This window comes from Pedobacter sp. GQ55 (genome assembly GCF_059758925.1).
In genome coordinates this window covers 307929-321749 of sequence record NZ_JCAXEI010000002.1, presented here as the reverse complement: position 1 = coordinate 321749, position 13821 = coordinate 307929, and the positions used below count along the sequence as shown (strand labels likewise).

At 36.3% G+C, this 13821-nt stretch carries 15 protein-coding genes; 10 read left to right on the top strand and 5 right to left on the bottom strand.

The genetic code is table 11. The features are described 5' to 3' along the window. Positions 1-3: 3 nt before the first annotated feature. The 7 genes from AC6CH7_RS06130 (at position 4) to tsaB (ending at position 3791) form a co-directional block, all read left to right on the top strand. The gene (locus AC6CH7_RS06130; protein ID WP_498261847.1) at positions 4-375 is read left to right on the top strand and encodes a DUF4288 domain-containing protein; all 372 of its coding nucleotides are present in this window, start codon (positions 4-6) and stop codon (positions 373-375) included. Then, complete coding sequence (locus AC6CH7_RS06125) at positions 365-1426, top strand: sensor histidine kinase (RefSeq protein WP_498261846.1); 1062 nt, start codon at positions 365-367, stop codon at positions 1424-1426. Before AC6CH7_RS06130 ends, AC6CH7_RS06125 begins: the two co-directional genes overlap by 11 nt. Further along, the gene (locus AC6CH7_RS06120; protein ID WP_294874143.1) at positions 1404-2144 is read left to right on the top strand and encodes a LytR/AlgR family response regulator transcription factor; all 741 of its coding nucleotides are present in this window, start codon (positions 1404-1406) and stop codon (positions 2142-2144) included. The genes AC6CH7_RS06125 and AC6CH7_RS06120 overlap by 23 nt, the downstream gene beginning before the upstream one ends. Before the next feature lie 88 nt (positions 2145-2232). After that, positions 2233-2391, top strand: coding sequence for a 50S ribosomal protein L34 (gene rpmH, locus AC6CH7_RS06115; RefSeq protein WP_055133745.1), 159 nt, complete (start codon positions 2233-2235; stop codon positions 2389-2391). Positions 2392-2455: 64 nt separating this feature from the next. Further along, on the top strand, positions 2456-2869 hold the full coding sequence (rnpA, locus tag AC6CH7_RS06110) for a ribonuclease P protein component (RefSeq protein ID WP_498261845.1): 414 nt from the start codon (positions 2456-2458) through the stop codon (positions 2867-2869). Then, positions 2856-3086, top strand: a complete 231-nt coding sequence (yidD, locus tag AC6CH7_RS06105) for a membrane protein insertion efficiency factor YidD (RefSeq protein ID WP_498261844.1) — start codon at positions 2856-2858, stop codon at positions 3084-3086. The genes rnpA and yidD overlap by 14 nt, the downstream gene beginning before the upstream one ends. Positions 3087-3107: 21 nt before the next feature. Beyond that, the gene (gene tsaB / locus AC6CH7_RS06100; RefSeq protein ID WP_498261843.1) at positions 3108-3791 is read left to right on the top strand and encodes a tRNA (adenosine(37)-N6)-threonylcarbamoyltransferase complex dimerization subunit type 1 TsaB; all 684 of its coding nucleotides are present in this window, start codon (positions 3108-3110) and stop codon (positions 3789-3791) included. A gap of 201 nt (positions 3792-3992) precedes the next feature. Here tsaB and AC6CH7_RS06095 read toward each other — a convergent pair whose 3' ends face one another. Next, a complete protein-coding gene (locus AC6CH7_RS06095; protein WP_498261842.1) occupies positions 3993-5441 on the bottom strand; it encodes a DUF5723 family protein in 1449 nt (482 codons plus the stop codon). Continuing rightward, on the bottom strand, positions 5438-7024 hold the full coding sequence (locus tag AC6CH7_RS06090) for a hypothetical protein (RefSeq protein WP_498261841.1): 1587 nt from the start codon (positions 7022-7024) through the stop codon (positions 5438-5440). Before AC6CH7_RS06090 ends, AC6CH7_RS06095 begins: the two co-directional genes overlap by 4 nt. Before the next feature lie 97 nt (positions 7025-7121). On the opposite strand from AC6CH7_RS06090, the gene AC6CH7_RS06085 reads away from it, so the two are divergent. From AC6CH7_RS06085 to AC6CH7_RS06075, 3 genes are all read left to right on the top strand, one after another. Then, a complete protein-coding gene (locus AC6CH7_RS06085) occupies positions 7122-7517 on the top strand; it encodes a DUF423 domain-containing protein (RefSeq protein WP_498261840.1) in 396 nt (131 codons plus the stop codon). Then, entirely contained in the window at positions 7517-10018 is a 2502-nt protein-coding gene (gene priA, locus AC6CH7_RS06080) for a replication restart helicase PriA (RefSeq protein WP_498261839.1), read from the top strand. The genes AC6CH7_RS06085 and priA overlap by 1 nt, the downstream gene beginning before the upstream one ends. A 100-nt stretch (positions 10019-10118) precedes the next feature. After that, on the top strand, positions 10119-10775 hold the full coding sequence (locus tag AC6CH7_RS06075; RefSeq protein WP_498261838.1) for a protein-L-isoaspartate(D-aspartate) O-methyltransferase: 657 nt from the start codon (positions 10119-10121) through the stop codon (positions 10773-10775). Positions 10776-10790: 15 nt separating this feature from the next. Here the strand turns inward: AC6CH7_RS06075 and smpB are convergent, their stop codons facing one another. The 3 genes from smpB to AC6CH7_RS06060 are packed head-to-tail and all read right to left on the bottom strand — an operon-like array spanning position 10791 to position 13799. After that, positions 10791-11240, bottom strand: coding sequence for an SsrA-binding protein SmpB (gene smpB, locus AC6CH7_RS06070; protein ID WP_172659839.1), 450 nt, complete (start codon positions 11238-11240; stop codon positions 10791-10793). Positions 11241-11263: 23 nt separating this feature from the next. Next, positions 11264-13144 carry an Nramp family divalent metal transporter gene (locus AC6CH7_RS06065; RefSeq protein ID WP_498261837.1) on the bottom strand — a complete coding sequence of 627 codons (1881 nt, stop codon included), beginning with the start codon at positions 13142-13144 and terminating at the stop codon, positions 11264-11266. Then, positions 13131-13799, bottom strand: a complete 669-nt coding sequence (locus AC6CH7_RS06060) for a metal-dependent transcriptional regulator (RefSeq protein WP_498261836.1) — start codon at positions 13797-13799, stop codon at positions 13131-13133. Before AC6CH7_RS06060 ends, AC6CH7_RS06065 begins: the two co-directional genes overlap by 14 nt. Between the last annotated feature and the right edge of the window lie 22 nt (positions 13800-13821).

Sequence of the window (13821 nt, the reverse complement as noted above, 5' to 3'; positions counted from 1 at the left end):
GTTATGAAATGGTTTTTAGTAAGATATATTTATGAAATAGTTTGCGGTGATGGTAATTACAAACCGCAGTTTGATGAACAACTAAGATTGATGTTAGCATTAAATAGTGCAGAAGCACTTTTAAAAGCAGAAGAAACAGCTCATAGTTTTCATCCGCCATTTAAAAACTGTGGTGGCGAATTGGTAACCTGGAAATTCATTTGTATTGCTGATCTGCATGAAATTCAAACACCAGATGACGGTGCTGAAATTGCATCGATAATGCATGAACCAATTGATGTTTCTGCTTTTTTAGATCAGATAGAAAAGAGACAAGCGTTCTTAAAAGAACATATACAACTTACAACTACAGAATTAGATTGTTTTGACAACTAGACCTCTATCGGTACCACAGATCCAGAAGTTTTCCCTTGTTATATTTTTAGCATGGGTTGCTATTTTTGTGTTCCTGTTTTATTATACACTGAATTTTAGTCTGCCTGTTTCCGTTGCCGATAGTTTAATAACAAATGGTCTGCTGGCTGTCGCATGTATTATTTTGAGTAATTTATTGGGTTATTATCAACCTAAAAATGAAACGATATTGTTTATATTGGTATTAACCTTAATGCTGGCTCTGATCATTACTTTTGCAAGTAAGTTCGCATTAAACTTTTTGTTCGTAGATAACCTTACTTACCAAAGTTTTTTAAACTTGTCTTTATTGGTTCGCTTTATCATTGTATTTATATTTTTAGCCTGGTGTGCTTTAGCTAATATTTTATGGTATAGACTGGAAGAACAGTCGGCCACTCAGGAAAGATTACTCACTGCTCAGAATTTATCAAAAGAAGCAGAATTAAATAAGCTTAGGCATCAGTTGCAACCGCATTTTTTGTTTAATAGTTTGAACTCTGTGTACGCACTCACTATAGTAAATCCCAAAGAGGCAGGTACTATGATCACTAAGCTTGCGGCCTTTCTAAGAGGTACTTTAAAACGAGATGATGAGGTTTGGGTTAGTGTAGGGGAAGAGATGGAATATATTGAACTTTACCTTGACATAGAAAAAGTAAGGTTTAGCCACAGATTAAATATTGATATTAGCGTAGATGAGAATACACTTAATCTGCGTTTGCCAGGCACATTATTGCAACCTATAGTAGAAAATGCAATAAAATTTGGCTTATACAATACCTCGGCCGCAATTACAATATCTATGCATGTAAAGGTTGAAAATAATGTATTAGTGATTATGGTACAAAACCCTTATGATCCTGAAATGAAGGCAGCTGGTGGAACAGGTTTCGGTTTGTCTGCTATCAAAAGAAGGCTATATTTGTTGTTCGCTGATGAGAAGTTACTGAAAACGAAGGCTACAGAAGATAATTTATTTATAACAACGCTTAAAATACCTCAGGCAAATGATAAGAACGATACTAATTGATGATGAACCCTTGGCCAGGGATATTGTGAAACATTATCTGAGCGACTTTCCTAATATTGAGGTGGTGGCTGAGTGCAATGATGGGTTCGAGGGTATTAAGGCAATCACTCAGCATCAACCTGATTTTATTTTTCTGGATATACAAATGCCAAAAATTAATGGCTTTGAGATGTTGGAATTGGTAGAGAAGCCACCTGCCGTAATATTTACCACGGCATTTGATGAGTATGCAATTAAGGCTTTTGAAGTTAATGCGGTCGATTATTTACTGAAGCCGATAGAAAAGAGCAGATTTGATCTTGCCATGCAGAAACTGCCATCAAGGTTAAGTAATAATGGAGATGAATCAACCAGAGAACTATTGGATTCAGCAGCACTTAGCCCAACACAAAATAACAGGGTTGTAGTTAAAAAAAATGGGGTAATTAAAATTATTGCTGTTTCTGATATCCATTACCTTGAAGCTGATGATGATTATGTGAAAATGAGCACCGTTGAGGGGATATTCCATAAGAATAAAACAATGAGCTTTTTTGAACAAACTTTGGATTCCGCACAGTTCATTAGGATACATCGTTCTTATATTATAAATTTGGCCCAGGTTACAAAGATCGAATTGAAAGAAAAGGATAGTTATATTGTTCTTTTAAAATCGGATATATGGCTGCCAGTGAGTAAAACAGGGTATGTGAAGTTGAAAGCTGCACTAGGCTTATAGAAAATTCTAATTCTATTTGCAAATAGAAAAAAATCGCACTATATTTGCACCTCTTAATTAAAAAAATAGTCTAAGATATAATACAGTTATGAAAAGAACATTCCAACCTTCGCAAAGAAAGAGAAGAAACAAGCATGGCTTCCGCGAAAGAATGGCTACAGCAAACGGTAGAAGAGTATTAGCTTCACGTCGTGCAAAAGGAAGAAAAAGATTATCAGTTTCTGACGAACGTCGTCATAAAGCATAATTTTTGATTGCAGCACGTTTAGGTGTTAGCAGATCAGAACATCTGCAAAGTTGCGATCAAAAACATGAACACATTTAATAAAGAAGAACGGTTATGTAGCAGGAAGTTAATTGACTTGCTATTTAAGAACGGTTCTTCTTTTTTATTATACCCCTTTCGTGTATCTTATTTATATGTAGATACAGAACACAAATATCCTGTGCAGGTTGTAATTAATGTTTCTAAGAAACGCTTTAAAAAGGCGGTAGACAGAAATTTGATCAAACGCCGTACCCGTGAGGTTTATCGCCTTCAGAAGCAATCACAGCTTTACTCATCTCTTGTCGGTTCTAATAAGCTATTATTGCTTTCTGTTCAATTTATTGGCAAGCAGATTTACGATTATTCATTTTTTGAGAAGAAAATGTCCGGAGTTTTTAAAAAATTGCTTGTAGCTGTTGGAACCAATGAAATGAAAAAAGCTGATGGGGATAATTAAACAGATCATTAGCTGGATTTTTTTAGGCTTGATAAAACTTTATCAATGGTTTTTGTCTCCATTATTAGGAGCAAGTTGCAGATATACCCCTACTTGTTCTCAATATGGTATTGAGTCCATAAAAAAGCATGGTCCGTTTAAAGGAGGGTGGTTGACCTTGAAACGTATTGGTCGATGTCATCCATGGGGTGGTCATGGCCATGATCCTGTTCCGTAATGATATTTTTAATTTAAACTGATGGCTACTATACTTCAAATTGAAACCGCTACACAAGTCTGTTCTGCTGCAATAGCACATGATGGTAAGACCATAGCTTTAAAAGAGTTAATGGCAAATAATATTCATGCCGGTAGCTTAACTTTGTTTATAAAAGGGGCTATGGATTCTACGGGATTACAATTTGAGGATCTTGATGCTATCGCAGTAAGTATGGGGCCAGGCTCTTATACGGGATTGCGTATTGGGGTGTCTACCGCAAAAGGACTATGCTTTGCACTTGATAAACCATTAATTGCGATTCCTACGCTTCAAATGATGGCTCAGGGATTTATGCTTCAAAATCCTGATTACAGTGGTCTGATTTGCGCAATGATTGATGCCCGAAGAATGGAGGTGTTTACTTCTATTTATGATAATGGTCTTAAAACTGCGTCTCCGGTTTCTGCTAAAATAATAGATGAGCAGAGCTTTGCCGAGGAATTAAACACTAATGTAATCACTTTTATTGGTAACGGTGCTGCCAAGTGTGCTGATGTACTGAAGCAGGAAAATGCAAGATTTTCTGAACTGAATTTTAACTCGGCATCTTACATGAGTAAACTTGCTCATGAGGCCTATGAGTCTTCCAGATTTGAAGATGTTGCTTATTTTGAGCCCTTTTACTTGAAAGATTTTGTTTTAACCACACCTAAAAAGAAGTAAAGCTTTTGTTCTTCTTCCTCATTATCTCGAACATAGGAGTGATCTGTTGAGCCATATTGCTTACAATATGGCAGAGATGGATGTCTGGTAACCTAAGGACTCAGGAAAGAGACCGCTCACTATGTTCGAGGTGACGAGCGCCTTAAACATGGGGATTTATTTTACTTCGCAGCCTTTTCGAGGCCAGAGTAATATTCCACATTATCTTTTTTTAGAGAATACACTGAAAATTCGTTTGAAAAAACCAGTTTCCTGATCATCTAAGCCTGGTATATAGCTGCTGTTTTGGGGGTGTTCTACAGTATAACCGAATTTAATACCTAATCCTATGTAAAAGGAAGCTCCATTATATCCTGATCCTGGGGATGTATCAGATTTAATTGCTGCATTAGCGGTTCTAGTTGTCTTAAGGAGATTGTCTGAGCCCATAAAGAACTCAAAGTTTGGTGTTTGATACATCCCCTGCATTCCAAAAAGGAATAGGTTGTTGAAATTATAGATTGGAATAGCACTTACAGAAAAATCATTATAACGGAATTTATTTACAATGGCGGCATCACCTCCATTATAAAATAGATTTTTTGATACAATAAAGCTAGGTGTATAAAAACTAAATGTTTTGGAGATCAGAAAATCAGCCTTGGCATTTGTAAGGGTATAAAAGCTTTTATTTACTGCACTATTTTTTACAATATCTGTAATTTGGTTTGTTATCCTTTGATCTTTATCCTTCGGACTGAGGGGTGGAGTGTTTGGATCATCATCTTCGGGGATTATGGTAGGAGCAAGCCTGTTGTCAAAGTTGCTTACATAGGATCTGTTGCTCCATCTTATTACGCCCAGATCTTTTATATTGGCCATAATAAATACCCCACTTTTTGAGGTGTATGTTGTGCCAAAGCTAAGTGCGAGACCTGGGTTTTTAAATGTAGGGATCAGGTCATTTGTTTCTAATTCTTTGGTTTCCAGAAAACTTGATTTATATGTTCCTTTTAACGATAAAGCTATTTTGTCCAACGTTGGTTCGGCTTGGATAGCTGAATTGTTAGTCTTTAAGCTGCTATAGGAAATTCCACTTAGTAAACTAACTTTAACACCGAAAGCAAGCTTTTTGGTGTAGTTTTCTCTGTAAGTTAAGCTGAATTGATGATAAGATTGACCATAACCGCTATTGTTAAATGGATTTTGAGTTAAATTGGAGCTGTTAATGAACCTGGTGTAATCATCTATTATTGCAAGTGATTCATTAGTGTATTTTGCATGAAGGTCTGTTCGTAACTGCCACGAAAAACCGATCTCCTTATGGTATTTGTAGGATTTAAATATCTTGAAATTGAATAAATATATGTTGGAATTTTGATAGATCTTGTTTAGCTTATTTGTTCCGATTGGAATGTCCTTTACTGAAAGTTTTCCAGTGCTAATTAATTTATGCATTATATCCTCATTGCCTTTATTGATGGCATTTATTCCTAAATAGGGTAAAAAGAAATTTGAAGCATATTTGCGCGAAGAATCTAAAACAAATGTTTTTTGTGCTGGGTTCTCAAATCCATCAAATAAAGTTTTGGTATTGAAAAGGCCGTATTGTTGAGCTTTTAGTTGGTTGAAAAGAAATAGAAATGAGAATAGGATCAGATATTTTCTCATAATGAGTCGTTTTCTAATATTAATGAATCTTGCGGTAAAGGTTGTAGTTTCCTGCTCATCAAAACATTTGTTTGAAATTTACCATTATCTCCGCTAAGTTGGTATATAAATGACTGATAATTTTTTAATCCTTTTTCAGACGTGATGTGCTTATAGTAAGGAAGGTAGATGTTTTTAAGAAATATATCTGATGAATTATTGAGGTCGATAACGAAACTAATGCTGGAAGTATTTGGCAGTTGATTTATGCTACTGGCATAGCTTTCTTTATTTATAAAAAGGCGATTGTTTTTATAACTGTTTAGAAAAGATTGTACTGTACTGGCATTATTAGCAAAAACCATGTAATTATCTATAATGATGTAGTAAGGTCTTTTAAATTTCTTAAAAGGCTCTCCAAAATAAACATACAAAAAATCATCCTCTTTAAATAGCTTTATACCATCTCCGTAATCTGTGCTAAGATCTAATAATAACTGATCAACTTTTTCGCCGTTACTCAAATTGATTGCTCCAATTTTTTCTGTAGTACTTAGCTGAAAGGTAATAAGCTGATCTTTGAAGTATTTGGGTATTATCTGATTTGGATCTATATGGTATTTAGCACTGATATTTTTTAGTACCTCTCCGGCTTTATTCTCTTCCTTTTTACTGGCGAACCAGCTTTGTAGCTTTCCTTTCCAATCTGTATAGTTTTCTATGGCAAAAACAGTGTAGTTGGCTGTGTTTTCTGGTAGAATGTTGGTTATGGTAATTTTTTGTGCATTGGAGTTAGAGAACAACTCGTAGTAGTCATTTGGGGCACTGTTTTGAGTTACACCAGTAAGTAATATTTTTTCTTTACTGAAATTGTATACAAGTGATGCAAATGCATTACAATTATCAAGTACTGAAAGCTCCCCGCTAAGTTTTCCCGGCATAGTTGATTTTAACAATTGAGGAAGAATTTTGAAATTGATGTAGACTTCGGCAAGACTATTTTTTGTTAGCCTGGTGGTTGATTTGATGTGTTGGACAAATTTATTGTTACTATTAATTGGGCTAGATAATGCATTTGAAATGGATTGCGCAGAGCTTGATAATAGCAAGAGGTTATCTTTAGTACCCAAATAGAATATCAAACTATCTGGTAAAGTAATAGTCGTTATCTTTTGCGAAGTATCTAATTGCAATTTAGCAGATGCCAATGAAATCAATAATTGGTTTCTGTTAGATCCAGGATTTATCTGGGTGCTATATAACAAATCTATACGTTTGTCTTTTCCGGGAATGAGACTAATATATATATTCTGTTTGCCAATAATACGGTTGATATCGGGAGCTGATAGTATATGGTCCTTTATAGATTGCAGTTGAGCGAAATTGTTTTCTCCGATAATCTCCTGCAAAATATCCTGACCTTTTAAGATGTCAAATATGCTTTTATCGTTTTGAAAGGAAAAGATAAGGGCAGAATTTGCTGTAGCTGCGTATAAACTACTGTCATTACTTTCCCGATCCGTATTTAGACCAGAAAAATACATATAAGCCAGGGTTAAGATGGCAGTAAACAGAGCTATTATTATGACAAGAATTTTTTTCATTTGCTGTTACTACAAATTTAATTTTAATAGTTGGGATTAATAATAAATGCTTCAAGTTTGTTAAGTTTGTTATCTCAAATTGTGGGTTTAGAATATAATGGATAAACGTATATTGATAACTGCATCATTATTTGGAGCTATTGCAGTAATGCTTGGAGCTTTTGGTGCACATGGCTTAAAGAATGTATTGGATGCCGGCTCTATTGAGATCTGGGCAAAAGGAGTGGAGTATCAGTTTTATCATACCTTCGCATTGCTTTTTCTTGCTCAATTTAAAGGTCGGGAAGCTGGGCAAGGCAAATTTATAAACCTGGCATATGGCTTTTTTACGTTTGGTATATTGCTGTTTTCCGGGTCATTATACTTACTTGCAACACGCAGTGTTACAAACATTGGTTTTGTAAATTACATTGGTCCGGTAACTCCTATTGGAGGTTTGTTGTTGATTCTTGGCTGGTTGTCGTTGCTTTTAGCGGCTTTAAAAAGTAAATAATGTTGGATTTTCTTGATCCGGAATTTGTTGAAAGAGAGACACTCTTTATTGAGGTCATTTTACCTCTTTCACTGTCCAAAAATTATATTTACCGTGTTCCTTTTGAGTTAAATGATCAGATAGCGGTCGGTAAACGTGTAGTAGTTCAGTTCGGGAAGAATAAAATCTATACAGCCTTAGTTAAAAGTATCAGTAAAGAAGCCCCCGAAGTTTATGAGGCTAAATACATTATTGATGTTGTTGATACTTATCCGATCATTACCGCTGAACAGTTAAATTTATGGGATTGGATGACTTCTTATTACTTATGTAATGAAGGTGATGTACTGTCGGCTGCATTGCCAACCGGCCTGAAACTGGCAAGTGAAACGATCATCGTATTGAAAGAGGAAAGTCCACTTTCTGATGACGACGGTGTTATTCAGGAGATTGTTTTTACAGATAAGGAGCAAATCATTTTAAATGCCTTAAGAAGCAGACCAAGATTAACTATCGATGATGTATCGGCATTATTGGGACAAAAAACAGTTTACCCGATCATTAATTCCTTGCTGGGCAAAGGAATGGTTTATATCGCCGAAGAAGTGGTAGAGAAATATAAACCTCTGTTAAAGTCATTTGTTTCTCTGCAGCCATTTTACAATGAGGAGGAGAACTTAAAGCACCTGTTTTCGATTTTAGAGAGGGCACCTAAACAATTGAATGCGCTTTTGGCTTATCTAAAGCTTTCTAAGCAGCAGACTACTATTTCAAAGCAACAATTGCTTGAAGAGAGTGCTTGTGGCACAGCGGCCCTTAAAACGCTTGTAGATAAAGAAATTTTTGCAATATACAAGCGTCCGGTTAGCAGACTAATGGAAAATGCTGATGATTTTGTGCTAAATTTTGAACTTAGCGAAGCTCAAAATAAAGCTTTACAAGAAATAGAAGACGGCTTCCTCGCTAAGGACGTTATGTTATTGCATGGTGTAACTGCATCAGGAAAAACACAGATATATATAAAACTGATTGAAAAAGCAATTGAAACAGGAGGACAGGTATTGTTCTTATTACCTGAAATTGCTTTAACTACTCAAATAGTAGAACGCATACAGCGTTATTTTGGAGATGCTATTGGTGTTTACCATTCTAAGTTCAATAATAACGAGCGGGTCGAGATTTGGAATAAGGTATTAAATGGCAAATATCGCGTGGTTCTGGGCGCTCGTTCTGCGGTATTTCTGCCTTTTAAAGAATTGAAGTTAATTGTGGTTGACGAAGAACATGAATCTTCTTATAAGCAACATGATCCGTCACCAAGATATCAGGCTAGGGATGCGGCAGTTTATCTGGCACATCTGCATCAGGCTAAAATTGTGCTTGGGTCTGCTACACCATCTATTGAAAGCTATTACAATGCGATTAGCGGTAAGTATGGTCTTGTAACAATTACCGAAAGGTTTGGTGGGGTTGATTTACCTTTACAGGAAGTAATTAGTATTTCCGAAGAAACGAAACGCAAGAAAATGGTTTCTTATTTTTCAACTAAGTTGATTGATGAGATTGCTTTTACATTGGAAAATAAGGAGCAGGTAATTTTGTTTCAAAATAGACGGGGCTATGCCACCATCCTAATTTGTGGTACCTGTGGTTATGCACCTAAGTGTGTAAATTGTGATGTGAGTTTAACTTATCACAAAACAAGTGGGAAATTACATTGTCATTATTGCGGTTATCATCAAAGTAGTATTAACATTTGTCCGGCCTGCGGGTCGGTTCACATTGAACAGAAAGGATTTGGTACTGAAAGGGTGGAAGAAGAGCTGAGTTTGATTTTTCCTGAAGCAAAAATCTCCCGGTTGGATGTAGATAGTACACGTACTAAGAATGGATTGCAGCAGATCATTTCTGATTTTCAAGAGAAAAAGACAGATATTTTGATCGGCACACAGATGGTTGCTAAAGGATTGGACTTTGATAATGTGACGCTAATTGGAGTAATTAATGCTGATACACTTTTGAATTATCCTGATTTTCGGGCTTTTGAAAGAAGTTATCAACTGTTGGCGCAGGTTGCAGGTAGGGCCGGTAGAAGGGATAAACAGGGTAAAGTAATTATACAGGCCTATGATGATAACCATAGAATTATTAATCAGGTTATAGATAATAAATACCTGGAGATGTATAATGAGGAACTTGCAGAACGCAGGCAATTTAATTATCCTCCATTTACAAGACTCATCTTTATTAATATAAAGCATAAAGATGCTGATCTTTTAAATGTGGCCTCGCAGAAGTTTGCGAACATTCTTAAAGGGCAGCTAGGCGGGAGAGTACTTGGGCCCGAACAACCATTAGTGTCACGTGTCAGGAATTACTACATCAAACAAGTAATTATTAAGAGTGATAAAAATACTTCGGTGCAAAAGGTAAAGACGATATTGAAAGATACCATTGTTCAATTTCAATCGGAAAAAGACTATCGCGCAGTAAACATTCAGGTGGATGTTGATCCATACTAGTTTTTATTGGGATTGATTTTGTGCGTATTAGCCTTTTTTTAACTTTTTAGAGCTAAATAATTAACTTTATTAGATTTGAAAAGGCTAATTTTGGGGTGCTATGGCGTATAAGTTTGTTGACAATTACAGAGAAAAGGGAGCGAGAAAGAAATTAGTTGAACACCTTGAAGCAAGAGGTATTACTGATAAAAGGGTGTTGAAAGCTATAGGTAAGGTGCCTCGTCATTTCTTTTTTGATGAAACTTTCTGGAATCAGGCGTATAAAGATATTGCTTTTCCAATTGGCGACGGACAAACTATTTCGCAACCTTATACAGTTGCTTATCAAAGTGAATTATTGCATATAAAAAAGGGAGATAAGGTTCTTGAAATTGGTACTGGATCTGGCTATCAAACTTGTATTTTAATGGAGCTTGGGGCTAATGTCTATACTATTGAGCGGCAGGAAAGCATCTATAGACACACCATACGGGTTTTGCCTGGAATGGGATACAATGCTCATTTCTTTTTTGGCGATGGATCAAAAGGGATTGCTGATCATGCACCCTATCATAAAATCATTGTAACAGCGGGGGCTCCCTTCGTGCCAGAGATATTGCTTAAACAACTTAAAGTAGGAGGGATTTTAGTAATTCCTGTAGGTGATGAGCATTCACAAAAAATGGTAACTGTAATTCGTGTAAGCGAAACCGATTATGAAAGGATAGAATTGGACACCTTTAGGTTTGTACCCCTGGTTGGAGATCAGGCCTGGTAATTTTTTGCAGGGCTGTTAGAATTTCATAGCCCTGTCCATTTCTCTTTTCGATTCTCTGTCTTTTATACTATCTCTCTTGTCGAATTCTTTTTTACCTTGTGCCAATGCAATCTCTATCTTAGCAAATCCTCTTTCATTGGTGAAAATACGTAACGGGACAATAGTGTAGCCCTTTTCTTCGCCTTTTACTTTAAGTTTTTTAATTTCTTTTTTTTGTAAAAGAAGTGCCCTGTCGCGTTTAATATCGTGGTGGTGAAATGAACTATGGCTGTACTCTGAAATGTGTAGGTTTCTTACGTATAGTGTATTGCCTATAAACATGCAAAATGCATCAGACATATTGGCCTTACCCTGTCTGATGGCTTTTATTTCTGTGCCTAATAAAGCAATTCCTGCATTATATTTTTCAATAATGTGGTAATCAAAATAGGCTCTTTTATTTTTAATCTGGATATCGTTCTTCATAAGAATCCGCTAATATCTCAATTTTATCTCACAATAAGCACTGGAATAGTCACTTTATGACGTACAGAATTCACTGTAGTTCCAAGTATTAGATCCTTTAAGCCTTTATGTCCATGGGCACCCATAACAAGCAGTTCAAGGTTGCTTTCGTTCGTAATATCTACAATTGCTTTTACCGTACCTCCATAGCCAATATGGATGGTGGCTTTGTATCCAAGTTCCGCCAAGTTACTACGGTATTTTTCCAGATTTTCTGTGTCGCTTTGTGTTTCATAATCTAATGCTGATTCTCCATGGTAGCGAGCTACAGCTGTTTCAACCACGTGGATTAAATGATAGTTGGCTTGTTTGCCCCCTTGGATTAAAGCATGCCTTATGGTGTTTCTGTCATTCTTAGAAAAATCGACAGTAATACCGATTTTTTTGTAGTGGATTTTTTCAACCTCATCAATATTAAGGGCACTGCCATGTGGAGTTACATTTTGCTCACGTTTAATTTTACTGATTAGTGGATATATGAAAACATATAATAAAAGCAATCCAATAAGTATAGCTAATGGAACTATTATAGCATAAACATACCAACCACCATCAGCACCCCAGGTCTTAATTTCTTCTACAACTAGTTTGACGTTTAAGGAAACGATAACGATGGAGCTTCCCCAAGCTAGAATTTTTACCCATGTTTTGATGGCGAATCCTTTCATCGTGCGCTTGTCTGATGTGAAGTGGATTAGTGGGATTACTGCAAAGCCGAGTTGAAGACTTAATACGACCTGACTTAAGATCAATAAACCACCTAAAGCATCATTACCAAACCATAATATAGTAAAAAAAGCTGGTATAATTGCCAGTAAGCGTGTAATTAATCGACGTAACCATGGCTCTATACGAAGCTTTAAGTGGCCTTCCATTACAATTTGCCCGGCCAAAGTACCGGTTACCGTAGAACTTTGTCCTGCGGCGATTAATGCGATGGCAAAAAGAGCTGGAGCAACATTGCCGAAAATGTTTTGAAGTAGTTTATGGGCATCTTGAATTTCCGCAACCTCATGTAAACCGTTTTTATAGAATGCAGCAGCTGCAAGAATTAAAATGGCAGCATTTACAAAGAATGCGAGGTTTAAAGCTACGGCTGTATCAATGAAATTAAACTTAATGGCTTCCTTGATCCCTTTATTATCTCTTTCAAATTTTCTGGTCTGAACCAGTGACGAGTGCAGATATAGGTTATGCGGCATCACAGTTGCACCAATGATACCAATGGCTATATATAATGCTTCTCCTGATAGCATAGTTGGCTCAAAGCCTCTTGCAATTTCTTTTAAGGATGGCTCTACTATGAACATCTCTACTAAAAATGAAACGCCTACTATAAAAACCATTGATACAATAAAGGCTTCCATTTTGCGCATTCCTTTATTCAGTAAGAAAAGAAGGAGTACTGTATCAAAAATGGTTAAACTAATTCCCCAGATTAAAGGCAAACCAAACAATAAGTTTAAACCAATTGCCATACCTATAATCTCAGCAAGGTCACATGCTATAATTGCAGTTTGTGCCAGGCCAAAAAGTGGAATATTTACCCATTTTGGATAGCCGTTTCTTGAGGCTTGCGCAAGATCTAGACCTCTCACAATACCCAGACGGGCGCTAAGGGATTGCAGAAGCAATGCAATGAGGTTAGACATTAACAAGATCCAGATCAGCTGATAGCCAAATTTACTGCCGCCAGCAATATCTGTAGCCCAATTTCCTGGATCCATATAGCCAACACTTACCAGGTAAGCAGGGCCAATAAAAGAAAGGATACGTCGCCAACCCGTTCTTTTGCTGGTATCAACACTCTGATGTACTTCACTTAACGAGCCGGAATTCTTTGCGTTGGTTTCAGGTTTTTTCATGGTATATTTTAATGAGGATGTGTTTTGCCACTTCCCGGCTTACATTAATGTGTTTGTTTTCCATACTTAGCTCTAAAGAACCATCAAAATCTGTGATTTCCGTAATTCTTATTTGCTTACCTAGTGTGAGGCCTATTTTTTCGAGATGTTGTAAAAAGAGGGATGAATGTTCACTAACTCCCATAATCAGGCCTTTGTCTCCGGTCTTGAGTTTAGATAATTTTATAAATACTGTATTATCAAGCTTTCCGTTTTTATCTGGTATAGGATCGCCATGTGGGTCATTTCTGGGGAAAGCGAGGAATTCATCTAAACGTTCAATAAGTTCGGGAGATTTAATATGCTCTAACTCTTCGGCTATATCATGAACTTCGTCCCATTTAAAATTCAGTTTCTCTACAAGAAACACTTCCCAGAGCCGGTGTCTTCTTACAATGTTAATTGCTGCGTTTTTTCCTGATTCTGTAAGTTTTACTCCCTGATATCTTTTATAGTCAACTAATTTTTTGTCAGCCAATTTCTTTATCATATCGGTAACCGAAGCCGCTTTAGTCTGTATTCTTTCAGCTATAGCATTGGTTTGTACCGTGCTTTCAGTATTAAGCGAAAGGTGATAAATGATTTTAAGATAGTTTTCCTCTGTGAATGATTGCATTTATGGTTGCCTAACTATAAGT

What these genes read in the sequence shown, in the direction of transcription:
- AC6CH7_RS06130 (WP_498261847.1), top strand. Translation starts at nt 4, where the DNA reads ATGAAATGGTTTTTAGTAAGATATATTTATGAAATAGTTTGCGGTGAT.
- AC6CH7_RS06120 (WP_294874143.1), top strand. Translation starts at nt 1,404, where the DNA reads ATGATAAGAACGATACTAATTGATGATGAACCCTTGGCCAGGGATATT.
- rpmH (WP_055133745.1), top strand. Translation starts at nt 2,233, where the DNA reads ATGAAAAGAACATTCCAACCTTCGCAAAGAAAGAGAAGAAACAAGCAT.
- rnpA (WP_498261845.1), top strand. Translation starts at nt 2,456, where the DNA reads ATGAACACATTTAATAAAGAAGAACGGTTATGTAGCAGGAAGTTAATT.
- yidD (WP_498261844.1), top strand. Translation starts at nt 2,856, where the DNA reads ATGGGGATAATTAAACAGATCATTAGCTGGATTTTTTTAGGCTTGATA.
- tsaB (WP_498261843.1), top strand. Translation starts at nt 3,108, where the DNA reads ATGGCTACTATACTTCAAATTGAAACCGCTACACAAGTCTGTTCTGCT.
- AC6CH7_RS06095 (WP_498261842.1), bottom strand. Translation starts at nt 5,441, where the DNA reads ATGAGAAAATATCTGATCCTATTCTCATTTCTATTTCTTTTCAACCAA.
- AC6CH7_RS06090 (WP_498261841.1), bottom strand. Translation starts at nt 7,024, where the DNA reads ATGAAAAAAATTCTTGTCATAATAATAGCTCTGTTTACTGCCATCTTA.
- AC6CH7_RS06085 (WP_498261840.1), top strand. Translation starts at nt 7,122, where the DNA reads ATGGATAAACGTATATTGATAACTGCATCATTATTTGGAGCTATTGCA.
- priA (WP_498261839.1), top strand. Translation starts at nt 7,517, where the DNA reads ATGTTGGATTTTCTTGATCCGGAATTTGTTGAAAGAGAGACACTCTTT.
- AC6CH7_RS06075 (WP_498261838.1), top strand. Translation starts at nt 10,119, where the DNA reads ATGGCGTATAAGTTTGTTGACAATTACAGAGAAAAGGGAGCGAGAAAG.
- smpB (WP_172659839.1), bottom strand. Translation starts at nt 11,240, where the DNA reads ATGAAGAACGATATCCAGATTAAAAATAAAAGAGCCTATTTTGATTAC.
- AC6CH7_RS06065 (WP_498261837.1), bottom strand. Translation starts at nt 13,144, where the DNA reads ATGAAAAAACCTGAAACCAACGCAAAGAATTCCGGCTCGTTAAGTGAA.
- AC6CH7_RS06060 (WP_498261836.1), bottom strand. Translation starts at nt 13,799, where the DNA reads ATGCAATCATTCACAGAGGAAAACTATCTTAAAATCATTTATCACCTT.